The following is a 24,284-nucleotide window of genomic DNA, read 5'->3' as shown; positions in this document are numbered from 1 at the left end:
CACAGAAAAACCAGGACATTAATATGAAGAATTCACCCGCTAGAATTTTTAGAAAGAAAAGAATAACTATTATCATTTCATTGGCGATGGGCTTATTTAGTGCCCAAAGTTTTGCTGGATGTAATTTAACCATTTGTACTGACACCACTTTTTGGGAAGGTACTTTTGGCGACGGCTACTCTATTACCAATACACTTAATTTAGTTTCCAGTCCGACTAATGCCGTTGTCGGGTTATATAAGAACCAGGCCGGTGAGATGAAATTTGGCAATTATCTGTACATCAGTGTATCAGGTATCAAAGCTGATGCGATACAGGTAAAATCAGCGGCGCCTGCTAGTAATCCGGCCATCATTACTGTTGGCAATAATGCCACTATTTATGCATTAGGGTCTTCGGGTGACGGCATCAATGCCGGTAACAGCACGGGTTCAAGCCTAATTACACTGGGTAGTGATGCAGAAATCTTCGCTAAAGATGGTATTGGTGTACGTGCCAATCTTACCAATACCGCAGGGCAGTATAATAATATTGTCTTAGGCGACAGGGCTAACATCAGAACTGAAGGTTCAGGAGCAAATTCTATTGATGGCCTGGGTTATGGTGTTTATGCCGGTAACCGTGAAGTGGGTGATACTGGGCAAACAGGATCGGCCAGTGTGACTATCGGTAAAGATAGCTCAATTACAACCTCTGGTAATTCAGCCGATGGAGTTTTTGCCAATAAAAGTGGTGTTGTGAATTTAGGTGATGGCACCAAGGTGAAGACCAGCGGTACTAGTGCTAACGGTCTAAAAGCAAGTGCCGGGACTACTACCAATACCCGTGGTGGTATCATTAATATACTGGGTGGCTTGGCAATTAACGTGAGTGGCAATAATTCGAATGCCATTTACGCTACAGGTGCGGGTTCAGAAATAAAGTCTTATGATGCTGTGAATAATCAATCAACTACCGGCGTTTTCCATATTGATGGCAATATTCTGGCAGAGAAAGGCGGCTTAATTGACTTGAGCCTTGCGGAAGGTTCTGTTTTTAACGGGACAACTAAAAGTCTTGGCAGTACCAGCAGTAATAATGGCACCATTAATTTGGCGATGAGTGGTGATTCCAGTATTTGGAATATGTCCGGCGATTCAAACTTGAGCTCCTTGAATTTAACCAATGGAGCCATTGTTAATTACGTTAATAATAGTTCCACCTTTAAAACATTGACGGTGACCGGCAATTATCACAGTGACGGCGGCTATATCTATTTTAATACCGCACTGAATGACGATGCTTCAGAAACCGATAAACTCTTAATTGAGGGCAACACCTCTGGGACGACTTACGTCGTAGTGAGAAATGCCGGTGGGGCGGGTAATGAAACCCTCGAGGGTATTGAGTTGATTCGGGTTAATGGCGAGTCTGATGGTGAATTTATCCAATCAGGGCGTATCGTCGCTGGTGCTTATGACTACAGCTTGAATCGTGGGCACGATAGCAGCTTAGGCCGCAGCCATGATGGTAATAGCAGCCACTGGTATTTAACTAATGCTTCTGCGCCGATCATTACTCCGCTCGACCCACCTGAGCCAACCGATCCGACTGAGCCTGTCGATCCAACCTCTCCGGGTGTGGTTGAGCCTGACCAGAAACAGAAAGTTGAGCGCCCGGAAGCTAGCGGCTACTCCGCTAACCTGGCCGCAGCCAACAATATGTTTGTCACGCGGTTGCATGACCGTTTAGGGGAAACTCAATATATCGATGCCTTCACAGGTGAGCAGAAAGTCACCAGCCTGTGGATGCGTAATGAGGGCGGGCATACTCGTTCCAGAGACAGCTATGATCAATTAGGTACTCAGAGCAATCGCTATGTGCTGCAACTGGGGGGCGATATTGCGCAGTGGAGCAATAATGATGCCGATCGTTTCCATCTGGGCATCATGGGTGGCTACGGTAACAGCAAGAGCCGGACCGAATCCCGTGTATCTGGTTACAGTGCTCGCTCCTCTGTCGATGGTTATAGCCTTGGAATGTATGGCACTTGGTATGCCAATGAAGCCGATAAGTCAGGCTTATATGTGGATAGCTGGGCGCAATACAGCTGGTTTAATAACCGGGTTGAAGGACAGGATCTGGCAGCCGAAAGTTACAAATCCAGCGGTGTTACAGCCTCTGTCGAGACAGGCTATACCTTTAAAGTAGGCGAAAACTTGAACAGCAGTTACTTTATTCAGCCGAAAGCTCAGGCCGTCTGGATGGGAGTGAAAGCTGATTCCCATAAAGAAGATAATGGCACCAACGTTTCAGGTATTGGTGATGGCAATATCCAAACCCGCCTTGGGGTGAAAGCCTTTATGCAGGGTTACAGTAGCCAGGATAAAGGCAAGGAGCGGGTATTCCAGCCATTTGTTGAAGCTAACTGGATCCACAATACCAAAGATTTTGGCACTGTTATGGATAATGTCACCGTCAAACAAGCCGGGGCCGCCAATATCGCTGAACTGAAACTGGGCGTAGAGGGTCAGCTCAATAAGCGGCTTAATTTGTGGGGTAATGTTGGCCAGCAGATTGGCAATAAAGGCTACAGCGACACCAGCGCGATGCTGGGCGTGAAATACAACTTCTAATCACCTCGATTTAAGGGGGCAATCATTATGATTGCTCCTTTTTTTGTCTACTTCTTCAGCTCTTTCCTTATTAACTCCGCTCAGTGCCGATAAAAAAGCAGGATAAGTTTAATCAGCGCGATGGCGGACTGTTGTTATGTCTGTTCAGTCAGGTAAGCTAGGCTAAAATGATGAGTTAATGAAAAACATTTGGCTAAGGGCTTATTTGGCGCGCAAGACAAATTTGCCTGGACAGAATTGCCCAACAGGCTCGACTAAGGAGTAAAGATGAAGCAAGTGGTTTACGTGGCAAGCCCAGACAGTCAGCAGATTCACGTCTGGCAATTAGGTTCCGCTGGTGAATTAACCTTACTGCAAACAGTGGACGTGCCGGGTCAGGTGCAGCCAATGACAATCAACCCGAATCAGCGTCATCTCTATGTTGGGGTTCGTCCTGATTTTGGTATCGTCAGCTATAACATTAGTGATGAAGGGACTTTGACTGCCGCCGGTATGGCACCACTTCCTGGTAGCCCGACCCACATTGGTACCGATTTACAAGGTCGTTTCCTGTTCTCTGCTTCTTATAGCTTCAACTGCGTCAGCATCAGTCCTATTGATGTGCATGGTGTGGTACAAGCACCTATTCAGCAATTAGATGGTTTACCGGCACCTCACTCAGCAAATATTGACCCAACTAATCAGATTCTGTTGGTGCCTTGCCTGAAAGAAGACAAAGTGCGGTTATTTGATTTGAGTGTTGATGGCAAACTGACGCCACATACACAGGCAGATATCACTGTTGCTGCGGGTGCTGGCCCACGTCATATGGCTTTCCATCCAAATCATCAGGTTGCTTATTGTGTGAATGAGCTGAATAGCTCGGTCGACGTCTATCAAATCAGCAATAATGGGCAGAATTATCAGCTAATTCAAACATTGGATGCGATGCCGGCTGACTTTACCGATACCCGTTGGGCGGCAGATATTCATATCACGCCAAATGGCCGTCATCTGTATATTAGCGACCGTACTGCCAGCTTGCTGGGCATTTTTAGTGTTTCTGACGATGGGCGTGAAATTGCACTGGTTGGGCATCATCCGACTGAAGCACAACCGCGCGGCTTTAATATTGACCACAGCGGTAACTTCCTGATCTCTTCCGGTCAGAAATCCGATCACATTGAAGTGTATCGTATCGACCAGAACAGCGGTCAACTGACAACGTTGGCGCGCTATCCGGTAGGTAAAGGCCCAATGTGGGTAAGTATCCTGGCGCGATAGGCTATTTTACTTGTCATTTTGAATTTGGGCAGTGCTCGTAATCCTCACGTACTCTGTGTACGCTCCGGTTACTGTGCGCTGTCCGCATCCAAACTGACGTCGACAATAACGCCTATTAAATTATTTTGTTAGCGCTTGCCTACCGCCGCAATCACGGCATCAGTAAGCTGGGTTAGTGCTTGTGGCGAAATAATATAAGGCGGCATCAGGTAAATAAGTTTACCAAAGGGCCGTATCCACACCCCGTGTTTGACAAAACCGCGTTGCAGATGGGCGACGTTAACTGCCTCTCGCATTTCCACGACGCCGATAGCCCCCAATACCCGCACATCAGCGACGGCTCTGTGTTCTGCCAGTGGCAGTAATGCTTGCTGTAATTGACTTTCTATCGCCGCAACCTGCTGCTGCCAGTGATTCTCAGCCAGCAAACTCAGGCTGGCAGAGGCGACAGCGCAAGCCAGTGGATTGGCCATAAATGTTGGCCCGTGCATAAAACACCCGGCATCACCGTTACTGATAGTTTCTGCCACTTTGCGGGTTGTCAGAGTGGCTGATAGTGTCAAATAGCCGCCAGTCAGCGCCTTACCCAAACAGAGAATATCCGGCACCACCTCGGCATGTTCACAAGCAAACAGCTTACCGGTACGGCCAAAACCGGTGGCGATTTCATCGGCGATCAACAAAATATTATGTTGATCACACAATGCCCGAACCTCGCGCAGATAAGCAGGGTGATAGATACGCATCCCGCCCGCACCTTGCACTATTGGCTCCAAAATCACTGCCGCAATTTCACTGGAATGCTTGGCTATCATCGCGGCAAAATCTGTGATGTCTTCAGGGTTCCAAGGCTCGTCAAATCGGCATTGTGGTGCGCAAGCAAACAGATTTTCGGCCAGATAACCGCGATACAAACTGTGCATGGAATTCTGAGGGTCACAAACCGACATCGCGCCAAAGGTATCGCCGTGGTAGCCATGGCGCAGCGTCAAAATACGCGAGCGCGATTCCCCTTTTGCCTGCCAATATTGCAGCGCCATTTTCAGCGCAACTTCTACCGCCACCGAGCCGGAGTCAGCTAAAAACACGCATTCCAGTGCTGCAGGCGTCATATCGACCAACTGCCTACAGAGTTTGACTGCTGGGGGGTGGGTAATTCCGCCAAACATGACATGCGACATTTTATCCAACTGCTGGTGTGCCGCCAGGTTGAGTGCCGGGTGATTGTAACCGTGAATAGCGGCCCACCATGACGACATGCCATCAATCAAGCGCCGACCGTCTGCCAGTTGTAGCTCAACGCCCTCGGCCGCTACCACCGGATAGCAGGGGAGCGGGTCAGTCATTGAGGTATAGGGATGCCAGATATGGCGTTGATCAAAAGCGAGGTCAGAAGGTGTCATAAGAACCTATTGTAAACCAAATTAATGCAAGAATGGTTGACAGTATATCGGATTTATTTACACTGACGACACTTTTTTCTCTTCCTTGGAGAAGCCGTAATGGCAAATTATATTCGCTGGACAGTAGGGCAAGCCCAGGCCCTGTTTGAAAAACCCTTGTTGGATTTACTGTTTGAAGCGCAGCAAATTCATCGTCAGCATTTTGATCCGCGCCAAGTGCAAGTCAGTACGCTGCTGTCGATTAAAACCGGTGCTTGCCCGGAAGATTGCAAATATTGCCCGCAAAGTTCTCGCTATAAAACCGGGCTGGAAAGTGAGCGACTCATGCAAGTTGAGCAAGTATTAGAATCAGCGAAAAAAGCTAAAGCCGCCGGTTCAACCCGTTTCTGTATGGGGGCGGCTTGGAAAAACCCACATGAGCGTGATATGCCTTATCTGGAAAAAATGGTGGAAGGCGTCAAAGCGATGGGCATGGAAACCTGTATGACGCTCGGTACACTGGATAAGCAACAAGCTCATCGGCTGGCAGACGCCGGGCTGGACTATTACAACCATAATCTGGACACCTCGCCAGAATTCTACGGCAATATTATTACCACTCGCAGTTATCAGGAGCGGCTCGACACACTCAGCGAAGTGCGCGATGCCGGTATTAAGGTGTGTTCTGGCGGGATTGTCGGGTTAGGGGAAACCGTACGCGACCGCGCTGGATTATTGGTTGAGCTGGCGAATTTACCTAAACCACCGGAAAGTGTGCCGATTAATATGCTGGTAAAAGTAAAAGGTACACCGCTGGAAAATAACGAAGATGTGGATGCTTTTGAGTTCATTCGCACCATTGCGGTTGCCCGAATCATGATGCCAACGTCTTATGTGCGGCTCTCTGCCGGGCGTGAGCAAATGAATGAGCAAACTCAGGCGATGTGCTTTATGGCCGGCGCTAACTCCATCTTCTATGGCTGCAAACTACTGACCACTCCCAATCCGGAAGAAGATAAGGATTTGCAGTTATTCCGCAAATTGGGGCTGAACCCGCAACAGACAGCAACGGATAAAGGTGATCACGAACAGCAGCAAGTGTTGACCGAGCAATTATTGCATGCCGACAGTGCACAATTTTATAACGCGGCAGTCTGATGAGTTGGCAAAACAAGATAGCAAGTGGGCTGCAACAGCGGCGCGAGGCCTCGGCCTATCGTTCTCGTCAAGTGAATGACTGCGCCAATGGGCGCTGGCTGCAATTAGCTGGGCAAAGTTATCTTAACTTTTCCAGCAATGATTATCTGGGACTCAGTCAAGATCCCGAGGTGATTGCCGCCTGGCAGCAAGGGGCGTCGCGCTATGGTGTTGGTAGCGGCGGTTCTGGTCACGTCACCGGCTATAGTCAGCCACATGCTCAATTGGAACAGCAGCTTGCGGACTGGTTGGGTTATCCACGCGCCTTATTATTTATCTCCGGCTATGCCGCGAATCAGGGAGTGCTGGCGGCGTTAGCTGGTGCCGATGACCGGATTTTGGCAGATAAACTCAGTCATGCTTCTTTGCTGGAAGCGGCGGCGCACTCTCCCGCCCAACTGCGGCGTTTTGCCCATAATCAAGCTGATTCACTGCAAAACCTGCTCAATAAGCCCTGTTCGGGGCAAACTTTGGTGATTACCGAAGGGGTTTTTAGTATGGATGGCGACAGTGCGCCATTGGCCGCTTTGCAGCAACACACTGCCGCCAGCGGGAGCTGGTTATTAGTCGACGATGCACATGGCATTGGCGTCCGTGGCGCTGCTGGCCGGGGGAGTTGCTGGGATCAAGGTGTTAAACCTGAACTGCTGGTGGTCACTTTTGGTAAAGCATTTGGCCTAAGTGGTGCGGCAGTATTGTGTCAGGAATCAGTAGCCGAATACCTGCTGCAATATGCTCGCCACCTGATTTACAGCACCGCGATGCCGCCGGCTCAGGCCTGTGCCTTACAAGCCGCATTGGCACGTATTCAACAAGGTGATGATTTACGCCAGCAGCTGCAACACCGTATTGCGCAATTTCGTCGTGGTGCGGCTGAGTTGCCACTGCAATTAGCGGCATCTGAAACGGCAATTCAGCCACTGTTGGTGGGTGACAACCAGCAAACGTTGGCATTGGCAGAGCAACTGCGCGTTGCAGGTTTATGGGTTACGGCTATCCGCCCGCCGACGGTTCCACCGGGTGGTGCCAGGTTGCGCATTACTCTGAGCGCCGCTCATCAGAGTGATGATATTGACCGGTTGCTGGAGGTGCTTTATGGCATTTGCCACTGAAAATCTGCGGTCGATGTGGGTAAATAAACCGCAAGCGAATAAATCAACAATCAATAAACCGGCAATTGCTGCGGCATTCAGTCGCGCGGCAGGCAGCTACGATACAGCCGCTGACTTACAGCGTGAAACGGGCGACATCTTATTGGCATTGGCGGCGCAGCACCCCGGGATGTCGGTGCTGGATGCCGGGTGCGGTACCGGTCATTTTAGCCGTCGCTGGCGTGAGTTAGGTAAGCATGTGATTGCACTGGATCTGGCTGCGGGCATGTTAGCGCATGCTCAGCAGCAACAGGCCGCTGATGATTATCTGCTGGGTGATATTGAATCTATCCCGCTGGCGGATCACTCCGTTGATATCTGTTTTAGTAATTTAGCAGTGCAGTGGTGTGCTGATTTACCGCTGGCGCTGGCTGAGTTGCATCGGATTACGCGCCCGGGGGGCGTGGTTTTGTTTTCTACTCTGGCAAGCGGATCTCTGGATGAGTTGGGGCAGGCGTGGCAGCAGATTGATGGTAAGCGGCATGTGAACGATTTTCTTTCATTTCAGCATATTAGCGCTGCTTGCCAAGGGTATCGACACACTCTGACACCGCAGTTACATCAGCAGCAGTTTCCTGATGTCATTGCACTTATGCGCTCATTACAGGGGATTGGTGCCACGCATTTGCATCAGGGGCGTGCGGCAGGGTTAAGTGGTCGCCAACGTCTGATGGCGCTGCAACGAGCTTATAGCACGCAATCTGGCTACTATCCGCTGAGTTACCATTTGGTTTATGGGGTTATTTATCGTGACTAAACGTTGGTTTATCACCGGCACAGATACTGATGTCGGTAAAACTGTTGCCAGTTGTGCATTACTGCAAGCCGCAGCTCTGATGGGCTACCGCACTGCAGGGTATAAGCCGGTGGCATCAGGTAGCCAGATAACGGCTGATGGTTTACGCAACAGTGATGCTCTGGCATTACTGGCCAATAGCAGCGAAGTGTTGAGCTATTCGCAGGTCAATCCGCTGACATTGTTAGAGGCTACCTCGCCACATATTGCCAGCCTAAGTGAAGGGTGCGAGATTCATTTGCCTACCTTATCGCAAGGTTTGCGGCAACTTGAGCAAGTAGCGGATTGGGTGTTGGTTGAAGGGGCCGGGGGCTGGTTTACACCGCTTTCGCCACAAGCGACTTTTGCCGATTGGGTACAGCAGGAGCAATTACCGGTCATTATGGTTGTTGGGGTAAAGTTGGGGTGCATCAATCATGCATTACTGACGGCTTTGGCTATCCAGCAGGCCGGGTTGAATTTGGCCGGGTGGGTGGCAAATGAGGTTATCCCGGCAGGAGCGCGGCAACCTGAATATATGGCAACATTGATACAGATGATAAACGCGCCATTACTGGGGGTAATCCCTCATCTGGCTGACCTTGCGACATCTCCTGCAACAGAGCGCCGTGACCTCGGGAATTATTTGGATTTGAGTTTATTGGTGAACACAAAGAAAAGTCCGGCGCATTAAAGACAATATGAATTAAGGGCTAATTGAGATGATTAGCCCAGTTAATGCCGGAACTGACCCTCCAGTGCAAAGAGCGCGTTGAGCCATATCAACTGGCCAAATGCTCAATAATCATATTCTCATCCAATTGATCTAATGTCCCTTGCGCCACATTCCTCCCTCCGGCCATTAAACAGAATCTGTCGGCAACGTGTTGAATAAAAGGTAAACGGTGCTCAACCAGCAATATTGTCATACCCAAGCTTCGGCTGAGTTGGTGCAAGATATTGCCGATATCTTCACTTAGCGGCGGCAATGTGCCGCTTCCCGGTTCATCAAGGATCAGCAACTCCGGCTCGGCAACCAGTGCTCTGGCGATAGCCAACTGCTGCTGCTGATTGCGGGTGAGTTCTCCGCCACGCTGGCTGCGTTTGTCATATAACAGGGGGAATAAGTCAAACACCCAACCCGGAATATGACGCGACTTATGCCGACCGGCTAACACGGCGATCAACATATTTTCCTCAACACTCAATTGAGAGAAAATTTGCTGACCTTGTGGCACATAGCCAATTCCCAGCGCATTGCGCCCCTCCACGGGCTGTTGAAGCAAGTTCTGTGGCGGCTCATGGTTAGGCTGCCAGGTCATGGTGCCACTCTTAATTGGTAGATGCCCCATGATGCAATTAATTAACGTGGTTTTGCCTACGCCGTTGCGGCCAATCAGGCAAGTACATTGGCCACGGGGAAGCTCCAGATTGATATCCCATAAGATATGATTCTGACCATAGTATTGATTTACAGCGGTTAAACTCAGCATCAGTGCTTCTCCTCAGTCGATCTCAGTAGTTCACAGGTATCCCGGTGTTCTGTAACGGCTAGTGAAGGATTAACCAGCAAATCTGCATACTTGATAGCGGCAGCACAGCATAAAACACCACGTCTCTAGCGGGCGGTTGTTAGTGTAAATTGAGGTAAAGTTGGCTAATAGCGGCACAAAATGGCTTCAACGGGCTATTTTTACCCTTTATCATCCCGCTTACGGGTGATTATCAGCCAATTGACGTTCTGCACTGCTTTAGCGCATTTCCCCTTTCATTACTCTGTTTCCCAGAGATATAAAGCAACTCTTGGGCCAAGTTGCCTTGGTGCCGGTCAAAATTCGCATGTTAACGGACTGTAAATGGTTTCAATGCAATAGTGAGTCATAAAATGGCAAGGGTGATGGCAGGAAACAGCGGTGAGCGGTACTTCGTTGCACTTAAGCAGTGCCATAACGAAAATAATGGTGCAGCAGAAATAGCGCCGTCAAAAGTGGTTGAGTGTGAGAACTTGGAGACTAACATTATAGAATTAGCAAATAGTATGCTTAGCACTTATTGAAATATGCGGTGAAATAAAAATGTAAAAAAAACACTAAAAAAGCCAGTTTGTTTCTATTTCATCGCTAAGCTTTGCTTTTCGCCAACACGCGGCCTCTATGGGGTTGCAGGAGTTATCCACCATTCCTGTGGATAACCTTGTGCATTAGCGATAGAAAACTGATGGCAAGCGAGAGCGGACGCGGCTTCGGCTCCAGTTGTCCGGATTCTCGACTTTTTGAAAATTTTATTTACTATCAATGAGTTAATTAAAATCAAGCACTCAAAAATTATAGCCTTGATGGATGGATGATCTTTAATCAATTAACCATCAATAATGTGTTTATGTTAATGCTTGGGGATAAAAACGCTTTTAGAGTGCAAATGTGAACGTCATGTCACTGTAACGATGCATGCAATGTTGCTGTTGAGCAAATTAAGACATTTTGGTGTTTGAAGCTGGTTTTATATCCAGTATCATAGCAGTGGCAAAAATCTATGGGGCTTTCATAATTAGCCTCCTGACAGTGTGCATTTCTCCGGCGGGTAGCAAATTCATGAGTAAACCATTCAAACTACATTCTGAGTTTAAACCAGCAGGCGATCAGCCTGAGGCCATCCGTAAACTGGAAGAAGGGCTAGAAAATGGTTTGGCCCACCAGACACTGTTGGGGGTTACGGGGTCGGGCAAAACCTTTACGGTGGCGAATGTGATTGCCGATTTGAACCGCCCAACGATGGTATTAGCGCCGAATAAAACATTGGCGGCCCAGCTTTATGGCGAGATGAAAGAGTTCTTTCCCGAGAATGCGGTGGAATATTTTGTCTCCTACTATGATTACTATCAGCCCGAAGCCTATGTCCCAAGTTCTGATACCTTCATCGAGAAGGACGCCTCTGTAAACGAGCATATCGAGCAAATGCGGCTATCTGCGACCAAAGCATTACTGGAGCGGCGGGATGTGGTGGTAGTGGCCTCGGTCTCGGCTATCTATGGCTTGGGTGACCCTGATTTATACCTGAAAATGATGCTGCACCTGACCAAGGGGATGATTATTGACCAACGCTCAATTTTACGCCGCTTATCAGAGCTGCAATACAGCCGTAATGATCAGGTATTTCAGCGCGGTACTTTCCGTGTGCGCGGTGAAGTTATCGATATCTTCCCCGCAGAGTCCGATGAGTGGGCGCTGCGGGTTGAATTGTTTGATGAAGAGGTCGAACGGCTCTCAATATTTGATCCGTTAACGGGCCAATTACAGCACGAAGTTCCACGTTTTACTGTCTATCCTAAAACTCACTACGTTACCCCGCGAGAGCGTATCTTGCAGGCAATGGAAGAGATCAAAGTTGAGCTGGCGGAGCGGCGCAAAGTGCTGCTTGCCAATAATAAATTGTTGGAAGAACAGCGTCTTACCCAGCGCACCCAGTTTGACCTTGAAATGATGAATGAGCTGGGCTATTGCTCCGGTATTGAAAACTATTCGCGCTATCTGTCTGGCCGTGGGCCGGGTGAAGCGCCACCAACATTATTCGACTATCTACCCGCCGACGGTTTGCTGATTGTTGATGAGTCCCACGTGACTATTCCGCAAATCGGCGGGATGTACAAAGGCGACCGCTCGCGTAAAGAAACCTTGGTGGAATATGGCTTCCGGCTGCCATCAGCGCTGGACAACCGCCCAATGCGCTTTGAAGAATTTGAAGCATTGGCACCTCAGACTATCTATGTCTCAGCGACTCCGGGTAAGTACGAGTTAGAGAAATCCGGTGGCGAGGTTGTTGATCAAGTGGTGCGCCCGACAGGCTTACTTGATCCACTGATTGAAGTGCGTCCTGTTGCAACACAGGTGGATGACTTGCTATCTGAAATTCGTATTCGCGCCGCGATCAACGAGCGAGTATTGGTCACCACGCTGACCAAACGTATGGCCGAAGATTTGACGGAGTATCTGGGGGAGCATGGTGCTCGTGTCCGTTATCTGCATTCCGATATTGATACTGTTGAGCGGGTAGAGATTATTCGTGACCTGCGCTTGGGTGAATTTGATGTGCTGGTGGGCATCAACTTGCTGCGAGAAGGGCTGGATATGCCAGAGGTTTCACTGGTCGCCATTTTGGATGCCGATAAAGAAGGTTTCCTGCGCTCTGAGCGTTCTCTCATTCAGACCATTGGCCGCGCGGCACGTAACCTCAATGGTAAAGCCATTCTCTACGGCGACAGAATCACCGCCTCGATGGAAAAAGCGATTGGCGAAACCGAGCGGCGTCGGGCGAAGCAGCAAGCTTACAATGAAGAGCGCGGTATCATTCCACAGGGGCTCAACAAGAAGATTGGCGATATTCTGCAATTGGGCCAGCCTTCTACTCGGGGTAAAGGGAAAGGGCGCGGCGGCAAAGTGGCCGACACCAATAACTACCAATCACTGCCACCTAAAGCGCTTGATCAGAAAATCCGCGAGCTTGAAGCGAAGATGTATACCCACGCACAGAACCTTGAGTTCGAACAAGCAGCAGAATTGCGTGATCAAGTCCACCAACTGCGCCAGCAATTTATTGCAATATCTTGATAGTCAGCGGCTCACTTGGTGGGCCGCAGAATGATGGGTATGAAAAATTGGGAATTTCTGCTTGTCGCATCGGCCGAACCTGATTAAGGTGTGCGGCTGATAAAATCGTCATCGAATAATGCGCGAGATAAATAATGAGCGACCACTTATCCAAAGATCCATTGCACGGTATTACATTGGAACAGTTACTGACCAAGCTGGTGGAGCACTATGGTTGGGAAGAACTGGCGTACCGCATCCAGATCAACTGTTTCATTAGTGATCCCAGCATTAAATCTAGCCTGAAGTTTTTACGCCGTACGCCATGGGCGCGGGCTAAAGTAGAAGCGCTTTACATCCACATGAATAACAACGCTGCTTTGCAAGAACAAGCTAAAAAGTAACTCTTTTAGCTCACCGATGCTGTGCTTGCACCACCTAATTGTTGCAGCGTCGTTTCCAAAGCTTGGCGCAGCAATTCGCGGTCATGACGGTAAGGAATATCCTTAGCTTCCAAGGGTTGTTGGACAATAATTCTGTCTGTGACACCGCTGATATCAATACGTGGGCTTACGATTGCTGCATCAATAATTTTTCGGCCAATCTTACTTTCCATGATTGCCAATTTTTCGTGTAACGACAGTTCGGCTGCCGCCACACTGAGCTCTCGCCCCAGATTACCAATATAAATCATGCTGGCAGAGCTGCGCCGCAAAGCTTGGGTTAAATCATCCAGTAGTAACAGAGGCATCAGACTGGTTAAAAAGCTGCCCGGCCCAATTAAAATCACATCGGCCTGACTGATAGCTTCAACCGCTTCCTTGGTTGCATGAACATGAGGTGACAGCAGCATTTCTTGTGGCATTTGCGCCAGTTGGTCAATATTCACTTCACCGTAAACCGGGTGCCCTTCATGATCGATTGCCAGTAAGTCCACCGGCTGCTCTGACATCGGGATCAACCAGGCATCCACTTTCAGCAAGCTGCGCACCAGATTGATTGCTTCAATAGGTCGAATGCTAAGATGGTCCAGTGCTTTGAGCATTAAATTGCCCAGATTATGACCGGCTAATTCGCCATTACCGGTAAAACGGTATTCAAACATGGCAGAGGCTACGCTGGGTTCTGTTATCAATTGATTCAAGCAGTTGCGAGTATCTCCCCAGGCAATTCCACCCTCTGAGCGGCGTATACGGCCAGTCGAACCGCCATTATCGGTGGTGGTAACAATACCGGTCAGACGTGAACCTAAAGGAGAAAGAGCAGACATTACCCTTCCCAGACCATGGCCCCCGCCTAATGCAACCACTCGATCGAGATCCGCTAATGTGCGATTTCGCATATTTTTCCTGCCTAAATAGTATCGCCTGGCTCTAATAGCGTAGCTAATGGTGAAATTGCTGCATAAGTTAACGGATTTGTTGTTAAAACGCGATAAAAGCCATTATTTTCGTGATTTTAAACAAAGTATTAGGCGCGGATTGAAATAAGCTCAATAACAGTATGTTTTGTTATATAAGTCGTTGTATATAAAAATATATAGCGAAAAACAGCGATTGGCTATCCAGTCGTTTTAGCGTTAGAATCTGTTAGGAAAAGTGAGGTTTTTAGCGATTAAGTGTCGCAATGAGTTTTACTTTTTTAACCATGGTTCAGTAAGCTGTTGGAAAGACAGTTACTGAACATAAACTCCTAGCCTTAGTGTCTACGTTGTTTAACACAATATGATGCTCTGGCCGTGGCTTTAAGCCACCAGGGTGCGAGGTAGAAATGCCTGCATCTCCCGTATTTGGAAAGGTGTTATGGTACAACTGACTGACGCATTTGCGCGCAAATTCTATTATTTGCGCCTATCAATTACCGATGTGTGCAATTTTCGTTGCACCTATTGCCTGCCCGATGGCTATCGCCCGGACGGATTAAAAAGTTTTCTGAGCCTTGACGAGATAAGTCGCGTTAGCCGCGCTTTTGCGTTGTTGGGTACAGAGAAGATCCGTCTGACCGGTGGTGAACCCTCTATGCGGCGCGACTTCACCGATATTATTGCCACTATCCGGCAAAATCCTGCGATTCGCACTTTGGCAGTGACTACTAATGGCTACCGTTTAGCGCGTGATGCGGCCCAATGGCGTGAGGCGGGATTGACGGCAATTAATGTCAGTGTTGATAGCCTTGACCCTCGGCAGTTTCATGCCATCACCGGGCAAGATAAATTTCATCAGGTTATGCAAGGTATCGATGCTGCTTTTGATGCCGGTTTTGAGAAAGTCAAAATCAATGCTGTGCTGATGCGGGATGTCAATGATCGCAATCTGAGCGCCTTCCTTAACTGGATAAAATCCAGACCAATCCAACTGCGATTTATCGAACTGATGGAAACCGGCGAGGGTGGTAATCTATTTCGTAAACACCATGTTTCCGGAGACATCATTCGCCAGCAATTACTCCAGCAAGGTTGGCAACAGCAAGAGCGCGCACGTAGCGATGGCCCGGCTCAAGTATTCCATCATCCAGACTATCTGGGGGAAGTGGGGCTGATCATGCCTTATGAGAAAGACTTCTGTGCCAGTTGTAACCGTCTGCGTGTTTCAGCATTGGGAAATCTGCATTTATGCCTATTTGGCGAGCAAGGCATTACATTGCGCGACCTGTTAAGCAGTGATGACCAGCAATATGAGCTGATGGCGCGAATTCAGAGCGCATTGCAAACCAAGAAACAAACCCATTTCTTGCATCAGGGTAATAGCGGCATTACGCAGAACTTATCATTTATTGGTGGCTGATAGCTTACATCAGTAAGTGATTCGGGTGCATGAGGGCAGCTAACACCCCTGCAACGTCAAGAACGAAGGGAATAGGAATTTTATGACCCAACTAACGCACATCAATGCCGCTGGCGAAGCCCATATGGTGGATGTTTCAGCCAAAGCTGAAACCGTACGCGAAGCGCGTGCGGAAGCTTTTGTTGAAATGCACGCCGCAACATTGGCGATGATTATTGACGGTAGCCATCATAAAGGTGATGTCTTTGCCACTGCCCGAATTGCCGGGATTCAGGCGGCCAAACGAACTTGGGAATTAATCCCATTATGTCATCCACTACTGCTGACCAAAGTGGAAGTACAACTGGAAGCCCAGCCGGAGCATAACCGAGTTCGTATTGAATCCTGCTGCCGCCTAACCGGTAAAACTGGGGTAGAGATGGAAGCCCTGACGGCGGCGTCTGTCGCGGCGCTGACAATTTATGATATGTGCAAAGCGGTACAGAAAGACATGATAATTGGCCCGGTTCGCCTGTTGGCAAAAAGTGGCGGGAAATCCGGTGATTTTAAGGTGAATTCATGATTGAGATTCTATTTTTTGCTCAGGTTCGTGAGCTGGTAGGAACTGACCGTCTACAATTGGCTGCGGAATTTGCCACAGTTGATGCCCTGCGACAGTCCCTGTGTCAACGGGGGGAGCGCTGGCAGTTGGCGCTAGAAGAGGGCAAATTGCTCACCGCGGTGAATCAATCGCTAGTTAGTGCTCAGCACCCACTGGTTGCGGGCGACGAAGTGGCTTTCTTCCCGCCAGTCACTGGGGGCTGATGATGGAGAATACCCGTATTCGTGTTGGGCCAGAGGCATTCAATGTTGGTAATGAATATAACTGGTTGTCGCAATGTGATGAGGATGGTGCGGTAGTGACCTTCACCGGCAAGGTTCGTAACCATAATCTTGGCGCGAATGTCAGTGCTCTGACACTGGAGCATTACCCGGGAATGACAGAAAAAGCACTGGGTGAAATTATTAGCGAAGCACGCAGCCGTTGGCCATTACAGCGCGTTTCTGTTATCCATCGGGTGGGGCCGCTATTCCCCGGAGATGAGATTGTCTTTGTCGGTGTGACCAGTGCACATCGCAGCATGGCGTTTGAATCAGTAGAATTTATTATGGACTATCTGAAAACGCGGGCACCATTCTGGAAGCGGGAAGCCACTGCTGAGGGTGAGCGCTGGGTCGAATCACGGGACAGCGACCATGCTGCTGCCAAGCGCTGGTAAACTGTACGTAAACCCGTGTAAAGATTGCTCCTAAATGCCTATTTTTACTCCCTTGTTTACTGTATTTCTGTGGTACCCTTAAAGAGTCGGTGGGCTGTCAGTTGATAGCCTGTTTCATTATTTTATGCATAAGGTAACTACCATGGATCGCTATCCACGCTCTAATGGTTCAATTGTCGAACGTGCCAACTCTGGCATTCAGGCATATATGGCGCAGGTATACGGCTGGATGACCTGTGGTCTGTTATTAACGGCGGTTGTCGCCTGGTACGCAGCGAATACTCCTGCGGTCCTTAACTTTATCTTCTCCAGCCAGATCACCTTTTTCGGGCTGATTATTGTTCAGTTAGGTCTGGTATTTGTTATTTCCGGGATGGTTAATCGCCTCAGCGGTACGATGGCAACCAGCTTGTTTATGCTGTATTCAGCATTAACCGGGCTGACTATCTCTAGTATTTTCATCATGTATACCAGCTCTTCTATCGCCAGCACATTCCTGATTGCGGCTGGTATGTTCGGTGCCATGAGTTTCTACGGCTATACCACCAAACGTGATTTAAGTGGCATGGGCAGCATGCTGTTTATGGGCCTGATTGGTATCGTGTTGGCTTCCATTGTTAACATCTGGCTGAAGAGTACCGCGTTGATGTGGGCTGTGACCTATATTGGTGTGTTAGTGTTTGTCGGTTTGACTGCTTACGATACCCAGAAGCTGAAAAATATGGGCGCGCAGTTAGATGCCAATGATAAAGATGGGTTCCGTAAATACTCCATCGTGGGCGCATTGACCCTGTATCTTGATTTCATCAACTTGTTCCTGATGCTGCTGCGGATTTTCGGCAACCGCCGTTAATCACCTTGATAAAAAGGGTTACGACAAGGCAAATTTGCCCACCGTACGCTGCTTAAATTCAGTTATGTAGTTTGAAATAATAAAGGACACCAACTTGGTGTCCTTTTTGTTTTTTGAAATTGGAGGCTGGTTTTGGCTGGAATAGAGTTAGTGATCAGGTTCGGCTGATATTGATATAGCTGACTACCTAATATCTAAACCGAATAGGAGGGCTGACCCTCCTACACTCGACTAAACCGGCGATAAACCTTAGGCTATTTTCCGCCTGAACATCCCATACGCAACACTTCCCGTGGTGACAGTAATAACCAGCAGCGGCCATAAGCTGTGCCAGATAATATCGAAGCTGGCATCCTTGAGGTAAATCTGTTTGGTGATGTCAGTAAAATGGCGGATAGGATTGATCCACGTGATATTTTGCAGCCAGATTGGCATGTTCTCCACTGGCGAGACATAACCCGAAAGTAGAATAGCCGGCATCATAAAGACAAACACGCCGATAAATGCTTGCTGCTGAGTTGAACATAGCGATGAAATCAACAATCCAAAACCGACTAAAGAGAGGCCATAGAGCAGCATGGTGCCATAAAATAGCGCCAGCGAGCCTGCAAAGGGGATTTGATAGAAAAATATACCGATAAACAACACGATAGTCGCCTGGAAGGTGGCGACAATCAGTGCTGGCACCGCCTTGCCGATAAATATTTGCCAGGTCGTTAACGGAGAAACGAGTAACTGTTCCAGCGTACCTTGTTCCCGCTCACGCGCCACTGATAGTGACGTCACGATCAACACACCAATTGTCGTAATCATTGCAATTAATGATGGCACCACAAACCATTTGTAGTCCAAATTTGGGTTATACCAATTGCGGATAACTAACTCACTGTTATTGGGCTTGATTTGGCCGCTGGTCAGTTCCAATTGGTAATCTTGTACAATCTGTTGAATATAATTTGCGGCTATCTGGGCACTGTTAGAATTACGCCCATCCAGCACAAGCTGCAATTGGGTGGTTTTGCCGTTGGCCAAATCAGCACTGAACTGCTCAGGGAAGCGGATCAACAGCAGCGCTTTCTGGTTATCAATAACGGGCCGGATCTCTTGCGGACTGTGCAGCAACAGTACATGAGAAAATGCTTCGGCTTTGGCAAAACGTTGGGTGAGTTCTACCGAGGCCTTGCCGCTGTCTTCGCTGTAAATGGCGATGGTGGCATTGGTCACTTCCAACGTGGCGGCGAATGGGAATAAGATCACCTGCATTATCACTGGCATGATTAATATCGCACGGGTCTGCGGTTCGCGTAATAGCGACTGCAACTCTTTAATAATCAATGTATAAAGGCGATGAAACATATTTTACTCTCTTCCTTTAATCTAGCCTGCGATGTGTTTTCCACGCAGTCAGACCAATAAATACTGCGGCAGATGCGATTAGGAACAGCAAGTTAATCACCAGAACGGTACCGATATTCCCTGCCAGGAACAGGCTTTGCAGACTGCTGACAAAATAACGGGCAGGAATGATATAAGTCACGGCGCGCACAATGGCGGGCATGCTATCAATTTCAAAAATAAAGCCCGAGAGCATGACTGCCGGTAGGAATGCCGCATTCAGCGCTATCATGGCGGCATTGAACTGGTTACGCGTGATCGTGGAAATCAGCAGCCCCATCCCCAGAGTGCTGGCTAAGAACAAGCTGGTGATAACAAATAATATCCACAATGACCCTCGATAAGGTACGCCGAGGATAAACACCGACACCACCATACAGAGCGTCATGGCAACCATACCAAGGACGTAATAGGGGATTAGCTTTGATAATAGCAATTCACTGCGTGTGACCTGAGTTGATAGCAGCGCTTCCATGGTGCCGCGTTCCCATTCACGGGCAATCACCAGTGATGTCAGGATAGCCCCAATCACCGTCATAATAATGGTTATGGCCCCAGGAATGATAAAGTGGCGGCTGATGGCGGCAGGGTTAAACCAATAACGGACCTGAATTTCAATCAGTGGATCATTGGTTTGCCCCAAGTTTTGCGCCTGTTGCTGTTGCCAGATTTGCCATACTCCTTGCGCATAACCCTGTACAAAGTTAGCGGTATTAGGCTCACTGCCGTCAGTAATCACCTGAATCGGTGCTTTGCTCTCTGGTCGTGCGAGTTGCTCGGCAAAATCATTGGGGATCACAATTAATCCGCGAATTTTACCGGCTTGCATTGCCTGAATCAGAGCTTGGCGATTATCACTGATTTGCGGGGAGATATAAGGCGAGCTGGCAAATGCATTAGCCAAGTCTTGCGCTGGCTTGCTCTGTTGTTCCATTAAAATGCCGACATGCAGTTTGCTGGAATCCAGATTGATACCATAGCCAAAAATAAATAGTAATAACAATGGGATAACAAAAGCGATCAACCCACTGCTGGGGTCGCGCAAAATCTGCCGAGTCTCTTTGCGGCATAAGGCGCGCAGGCGACGCCAGGAAAAGCCGGTGTCCTGATAAGCCCCGCCCTCACTTTCCGGCAGTTTATTGACCGGCAATTTATCTGTAGCTAATAGCGACGGCTCGGTCATGGCTGTTGCTCCTTATCACTCTGCTGGTCGTAGCGCTGGACCAACCCGATAAATGCTTCTTCCATTGATGGGTTAAGATTTTCATCAGTGGCGACTTGCTGCTTTAGCTCATCTGGCGTACCGGCCGCAATAATCTTACCTCGGTAAACCAGCCCGATACGGTCACAGTATTCGGCCTCATCCATAAAGTGGGTGGTGACCATAACGGTTACACCTTTATCTACCATCCCATTGATATGTAACCAGAACTCACGTCGGGTGAGGGGGTCAACACCCGAGGTGGGTTCATCAAGAAACAGGATGTCTGGCTCATGCATTAAAGCGCAGGCCAGCGCCAGTCGCTGTTTAAAACCCAGCGGTAGAGAGTCCGGAGTTTGTTTGAGAATGGGGCTGAAATTAAAGGCCGACGTCATATCGGCTATTTTGTCGCGCTGGGTTTTACCTTGCAGGCCATAAACACCGGAGAAAAATTTCAGATTCTGCTCAACGGTCAGGTTGCCATACAGCGAGAATTTCTGCGCCATATAACCCAAATGTTGCCGTGCTTTACCTGAGCTGGTCTTTAGATCCATATCCAGCACCAATGCTTTGCCAGAGCTAGGGACCAGCAAGCCGCACATCATTTTAAATGTGGTTGATTTACCCGCGCCATTCGGTCCGAGTAAGCCAAATATTTCACCGCGTTTTACCTGAAAATTGACATGATCAGTGGCAGCAAAATCACCAAATTTCTTGGTTAATTCTTGCGCTTCAATTACTGTCTCATCGTGGCTGCCTTCAACTTTAGGCATTATTTTTGCCAGGGCCGATTCACTGGCTGGGCCACCGCCCAACAGGTCAATAAAGGCATCCTCGAAGCGCGGTTCTGCCTCCATCACATCGGTGTTCGGTTGATTTAACAGGGAGGGAATTTGACGGTGATCCACATCTGGCTTGAGGATCAGCCGCACATATTTCCCTTGAATCACCCCATCACTCACCTCAGGTAGGGTCAGAGCATGCTGCAACAGTTTGCGGTTGGTTCCTGTTTGGGCTGCAACCAAAATCGTCCGGCCACTCATACGCTGTGTCAGGCTTTGCGGCGCACCGCTATACAGCAATTTACCTTCGTTGAGCAGCAATACTTCACGGCACTGCTCTGCTTCATCAAGATAGGATGTGCTCCACAAGATAAGCATGCCGTCACTGGCCAACTCATGCACCATGCGCCATAACTCACGGCGTGAGATGGGGTCAACCCCCACACCCGGCTCATCCAACAGTAACACTTTTGGCTGGCCAACCAAGGTACAGGCCAATCCCAGCTTCTGTTTCATCCCACCAGAGAGCTTGCCCGCCAGCCGTTCGGTAAAGCGGGTCAAATCCGTAAATGTCAGCAGCCGTTCAAAGGTTTGGCGGCGCTCTTCACCCGTCACACCACGTAGGTCAGCATACAGCGTCAGATTCTCTATTACCGTCAAATCTTCATATAAACCAAATTTTTGCGGCATGTATCCAAGAATTGAATGTAACTGACGATCATTTTCCAGTGGGTCCAGACCGACGACGGTCATCTTGCCTTGGCTGGGTTTTAGCAAGCCTGCCAACATGCGTAATAATGTGGTTTTACCGGCACCATCCGGCCCGACCAACCCTGTGACCGCACCACTGCGGATTTCGGTTGTCAGGCTAGCAACGGCAGGACTCTCCAGTCCGGGGAAGGATTTTTCGACTCCTTCCAAAGTAATAAGATGCTGGATTCCATTCATAACTCATGCCGCCTTAAGGTTGTACAAAACGGACGGTAACAGGCATACCTTGCCGCAGTGATTCATCAGCATCGGTGATGATAATGCGCAAGCGATAAACCAGGTCAGTACGTAAGTCCGGAGTTTCCACACTTTTCGGGGTAAATTCAGCCGTCGGCGACACGAAACCTATTTTGCCGTGATAAGGCTTGTTTGGGCGGCCATCAGTAAAGACCTCAACTTCCGTGCCTGGAATGGCCTGGTTGAGATGAGGTTCACTCACATAAGCCCGCACCCAGACTGGGTCAGTCAGCGAAAGGGTAAAGACGGTATTGCTGGCAGACAAAATTGTGCCCGGTTCAACGGCGCGAGTGAGCACGGTACCTGAGGATGGCGAGAGCAGGGTGGTGTCTTGTAGATTCAGTTGGGCTTGCGCCAGCTCGGCTTCGCTCTGAGCCAGATTAGCCTCGGCCTGAGCAATTTCCTGCGGGCGATTACCACTTAAATATTGTGCAAGTTTATCTTTTGATGCCTGTAGATTTGCCTGCGCCTGATTACGTGCGGTTCGGGCATTCTCTAACTCGTTGGCAGAGGTCGCTTTACTCGCCCATAACCCTTGCTGGCGTTTAAGGAAGCTATCCGCATAACTGAATGCGGCTTCACGCTGAGAAACTTCGGATTTGACTTGAGCAATCTCTTCTTCCCGATACCCGGCTTTCAGTAAAGCCAGCTGCGCTTGCGCACTTTGCACATTAGCCTGCGCTTGTTTGAGGGCGTTGAGATAAGGGCCATCATCCAGTTTACCCAGTTCTTGTCCCGGCTGAATTTTATCCCCTTCATCAACAGATAGAGATGCCAGGCGGCCAGCCACTCGGAAGCCCAGATTTACGGTACGGATGTCGACATTGCCATATAACGTCAATGAGGCATCATGTTGTTGACGATAATAACTCCATCCGTAACCTATCGCCGCCAATAACGCGACAATAACGACGGCCACTATAATCTTCTTGCGATTCATAATGCTCCCTATCTGTTACTGATATTGATTACATCACCCTAATGTTTTGGCCCGCAGTCCGTAGAGAAGCAGGTCAATATGTTCGATAAGCACTTGATTAATCATTTCACTTTCAGCTTCACCAATATCTAGCCATCCTGCTTGTCGGCGGATTGTCTCGCGACCCATACGAAAAGCCAGAACTTCGCCGATTAATGCATGGGTATGAATAATGGTTTTAGTGGCGCGAGCATCAGCACCAATAAATGCAGCCAGCAACTGATTCAGCTTTTGGTGCAGTGGTGCAATAATCTGGGTATGTATCAGAAGGTATGCATCACTGGGAGATAGCTGTTCACGAGCCATTATTTTGCTGATATTCAGCGTTTCTGGTTGTGTCATTAAATGGCTGAATTCCAGTAATCCGCGGCGGATATAGTGTAGCTGTTGCTCTGGACTTTGCTCCTGAGATGGGAGTTGAAGAAACTGATCAATTTCCTGTGCCAGCGGCGCGAAGGCCTGCTTAATAAAGTTGGCAATTTGTTGCGCGACTGCCAGATATAAACCTTCTTTGGAATTGAAATAGTAGGTAATTGCGGCAATATTCTGGTCTGCCCGCTGGGCAATTTCCCGGGTGGTCGCTCCTTTCAGACCCTGCTCGCCGAACAGTTCGGTTGCGGCCTGAATCAACTGCTGACGGGCTTGTTCACCACGGGGCGTGGTTGGTATTGATGGTGTTGAAGAGTGAGACATAGGCTCCATACCCAATGAAGATCATTTTCGCTAATATTAATAGATAGCTAAATAATAAATCAATCATATGATTAACTTTAGGCCACCCCTACGACTAAGTAAAGTTATGGTGGGTAGAAGCCCTTTTTTTGTGATCAGAAGCAGGGTAATTGCCAGTAATAAATCAATTTTCCTGATGTTTACGCTAATAAAAATCTTAAGAAACGCGTAAATATCCCTTTTCTTGCTAAACATCTGTTATAATCAGCCGCAATGGTGCACTGCAGTTTGTGCCAATCCTCGTGGTAATGCCTCAATTCATACCTCGTCTGATAATCTTCCCTTGAAACTGCACCTGGCGATATCGTCGGGATTGGGAAGATCTG

The 24,284-nt window shown here is 48.7% G+C and carries 21 protein-coding genes and 1 riboswitch; of the genes, 13 read left to right on the top strand and 8 right to left on the bottom strand.

Features of this window, described 5'->3' with window-relative positions:
• The first annotated feature begins 86 nt into the window (after positions 1 to 86).
• Positions 87 to 2,615 (top strand): autotransporter outer membrane beta-barrel domain-containing protein, encoded by a 2,529-nt coding sequence (locus tag N0H69_RS22220; protein ID WP_050151610.1) that lies wholly within the window; start codon positions 87 to 89, stop codon positions 2,613 to 2,615.
• 267 nt (positions 2,616 to 2,882) lie between these two features.
• Positions 2,883 to 3,878 (top strand): 6-phosphogluconolactonase, encoded by a 996-nt coding sequence (gene pgl, locus N0H69_RS18065; protein ID WP_050122401.1) that lies wholly within the window; start codon positions 2,883 to 2,885, stop codon positions 3,876 to 3,878.
• Positions 3,879 to 4,006: 128 nt separating this feature from the next.
• Here the strand turns inward: pgl and bioA are convergent, their stop codons facing one another.
• Positions 4,007 to 5,281, bottom strand: coding sequence for an adenosylmethionine--8-amino-7-oxononanoate transaminase (bioA, locus tag N0H69_RS18060; RefSeq protein WP_050151611.1), 1,275 nt, complete (start codon positions 5,279 to 5,281; stop codon positions 4,007 to 4,009).
• Between the two features lie 99 nt (positions 5,282 to 5,380).
• On the opposite strand from bioA, the gene bioB reads away from it, so the two are divergent.
• The 4 genes from bioB to bioD are packed head-to-tail and all read left to right on the top strand — an operon-like array spanning position 5,381 to position 9,077.
• Positions 5,381 to 6,418: a biotin synthase BioB gene (gene bioB, locus N0H69_RS18055; protein WP_050107711.1), complete on the top strand. Its 1,038-nt coding sequence runs from the start codon at positions 5,381 to 5,383 to the stop codon at positions 6,416 to 6,418.
• Positions 6,418 to 7,569 carry an 8-amino-7-oxononanoate synthase gene (gene bioF / locus N0H69_RS18050; RefSeq protein ID WP_050151612.1) on the top strand — a complete coding sequence of 384 codons (1,152 nt, stop codon included), beginning with the start codon at positions 6,418 to 6,420 and terminating at the stop codon, positions 7,567 to 7,569. Before bioB ends, bioF begins: the two co-directional genes overlap by 1 nt.
• A 13-nt stretch (positions 7,570 to 7,582) precedes the next feature.
• Entirely contained in the window at positions 7,583 to 8,365 is a 783-nt protein-coding gene (gene bioC, locus N0H69_RS18045; RefSeq protein ID WP_172665445.1) for a malonyl-ACP O-methyltransferase BioC, read from the top strand.
• Complete coding sequence (gene bioD / locus N0H69_RS18040; RefSeq protein ID WP_050151613.1) at positions 8,358 to 9,077, top strand: dethiobiotin synthase; 720 nt, start codon at positions 8,358 to 8,360, stop codon at positions 9,075 to 9,077. The genes bioC and bioD overlap by 8 nt, the downstream gene beginning before the upstream one ends.
• Before the next feature lie 88 nt (positions 9,078 to 9,165).
• On the opposite strand, the gene N0H69_RS18035 is transcribed toward bioD, so the two are convergent.
• Entirely contained in the window at positions 9,166 to 9,876 is a 711-nt protein-coding gene (locus N0H69_RS18035; RefSeq protein ID WP_050107703.1) for a branched-chain amino acid ABC transporter ATP-binding protein, read from the bottom strand.
• Positions 9,877 to 10,974: 1,098 nt separating this feature from the next.
• Here N0H69_RS18035 and uvrB point away from each other — a divergent pair.
• Both uvrB and N0H69_RS18025 read left to right on the top strand, forming a co-directional pair.
• Positions 10,975 to 12,987, top strand: a complete 2,013-nt coding sequence (gene uvrB, locus N0H69_RS18030) for an excinuclease ABC subunit UvrB (protein WP_050107941.1) — start codon at positions 10,975 to 10,977, stop codon at positions 12,985 to 12,987.
• Between the two features lie 134 nt (positions 12,988 to 13,121).
• Positions 13,122 to 13,370 carry a VF530 family protein gene (locus N0H69_RS18025; protein WP_004708996.1) on the top strand — a complete coding sequence of 83 codons (249 nt, stop codon included), beginning with the start codon at positions 13,122 to 13,124 and terminating at the stop codon, positions 13,368 to 13,370.
• 5 nt (positions 13,371 to 13,375) lie between these two features.
• On the opposite strand, the gene yvcK is transcribed toward N0H69_RS18025, so the two are convergent.
• Positions 13,376 to 14,308 carry a uridine diphosphate-N-acetylglucosamine-binding protein YvcK gene (yvcK, locus tag N0H69_RS18020; RefSeq protein WP_050107701.1) on the bottom strand — a complete coding sequence of 311 codons (933 nt, stop codon included), beginning with the start codon at positions 14,306 to 14,308 and terminating at the stop codon, positions 13,376 to 13,378.
• Positions 14,309 to 14,643: 335 nt separating this feature from the next.
• Positions 14,644 to 14,782, top strand: a riboswitch (molybdenum cofactor riboswitch).
• On the opposite strand from yvcK, the gene moaA reads away from it, so the two are divergent.
• The 5 genes from moaA (at position 14,769) to N0H69_RS17995 (ending at position 17,861) form a co-directional block, all read left to right on the top strand.
• Positions 14,769 to 15,749: a GTP 3',8-cyclase MoaA gene (gene moaA / locus N0H69_RS18015; protein WP_050107700.1), complete on the top strand. Its 981-nt coding sequence runs from the start codon at positions 14,769 to 14,771 to the stop codon at positions 15,747 to 15,749. It overlaps the preceding riboswitch by 14 nt.
• Positions 15,750 to 15,831: 82 nt before the next feature.
• Positions 15,832 to 16,311, top strand: a complete 480-nt coding sequence (gene moaC / locus N0H69_RS18010) for a cyclic pyranopterin monophosphate synthase MoaC (protein WP_050107698.1) — start codon at positions 15,832 to 15,834, stop codon at positions 16,309 to 16,311.
• Positions 16,308 to 16,553 (top strand): molybdopterin synthase sulfur carrier subunit, encoded by a 246-nt coding sequence (moaD, locus tag N0H69_RS18005; RefSeq protein ID WP_050107696.1) that lies wholly within the window; start codon positions 16,308 to 16,310, stop codon positions 16,551 to 16,553. Before moaC ends, moaD begins: the two co-directional genes overlap by 4 nt.
• 2 nt (positions 16,554 to 16,555) lie before the next feature.
• Complete coding sequence (gene moaE, locus N0H69_RS18000) at positions 16,556 to 17,008, top strand: molybdopterin synthase catalytic subunit MoaE (protein ID WP_050107694.1); 453 nt, start codon at positions 16,556 to 16,558, stop codon at positions 17,006 to 17,008.
• A 142-nt stretch (positions 17,009 to 17,150) separates the two neighbouring features.
• Complete coding sequence (locus tag N0H69_RS17995; protein ID WP_004709005.1) at positions 17,151 to 17,861, top strand: Bax inhibitor-1/YccA family protein; 711 nt, start codon at positions 17,151 to 17,153, stop codon at positions 17,859 to 17,861.
• Between the two features lie 249 nt (positions 17,862 to 18,110).
• Here the strand turns inward: N0H69_RS17995 and N0H69_RS17990 are convergent, their stop codons facing one another.
• From N0H69_RS17990 to N0H69_RS17970, 5 genes are read right to left on the bottom strand one after another with little or no spacing between them, the layout of a single operon-like run.
• Positions 18,111 to 19,217, bottom strand: coding sequence for an ABC transporter permease (locus N0H69_RS17990; protein ID WP_050107691.1), 1,107 nt, complete (start codon positions 19,215 to 19,217; stop codon positions 18,111 to 18,113).
• A gap of 16 nt (positions 19,218 to 19,233) precedes the next feature.
• The gene (locus N0H69_RS17985) at positions 19,234 to 20,439 is read right to left on the bottom strand and encodes an ABC transporter permease (protein WP_050151614.1); all 1,206 of its coding nucleotides are present in this window, start codon (positions 20,437 to 20,439) and stop codon (positions 19,234 to 19,236) included.
• Positions 20,436 to 22,187 carry an ATP-binding cassette domain-containing protein gene (locus tag N0H69_RS17980; protein WP_050107688.1) on the bottom strand — a complete coding sequence of 584 codons (1,752 nt, stop codon included), beginning with the start codon at positions 22,185 to 22,187 and terminating at the stop codon, positions 20,436 to 20,438. The genes N0H69_RS17985 and N0H69_RS17980 overlap by 4 nt, the downstream gene beginning before the upstream one ends.
• A 13-nt stretch (positions 22,188 to 22,200) precedes the next feature.
• Positions 22,201 to 23,187 (bottom strand): secretion protein HlyD, encoded by a 987-nt coding sequence (hlyD, locus tag N0H69_RS17975; protein WP_050122385.1) that lies wholly within the window; start codon positions 23,185 to 23,187, stop codon positions 22,201 to 22,203.
• 33 nt (positions 23,188 to 23,220) lie between these two features.
• Positions 23,221 to 23,928 carry a transcriptional regulator gene (locus N0H69_RS17970; RefSeq protein WP_375541923.1) on the bottom strand — a complete coding sequence of 236 codons (708 nt, stop codon included), beginning with the start codon at positions 23,926 to 23,928 and terminating at the stop codon, positions 23,221 to 23,223.
• Positions 23,929 to 24,284 lie beyond the last annotated feature (356 nt).

Source organism: Yersinia alsatica (assembly GCF_025133195.1).
GTDB classification, from domain to species: domain Bacteria; phylum Pseudomonadota; class Gammaproteobacteria; order Enterobacterales; family Enterobacteriaceae; genus Yersinia; species Yersinia alsatica.
Note: the sequence above shows the minus strand (reverse complement) of the source record. Positions and strands in the feature narration are given on the sequence as shown.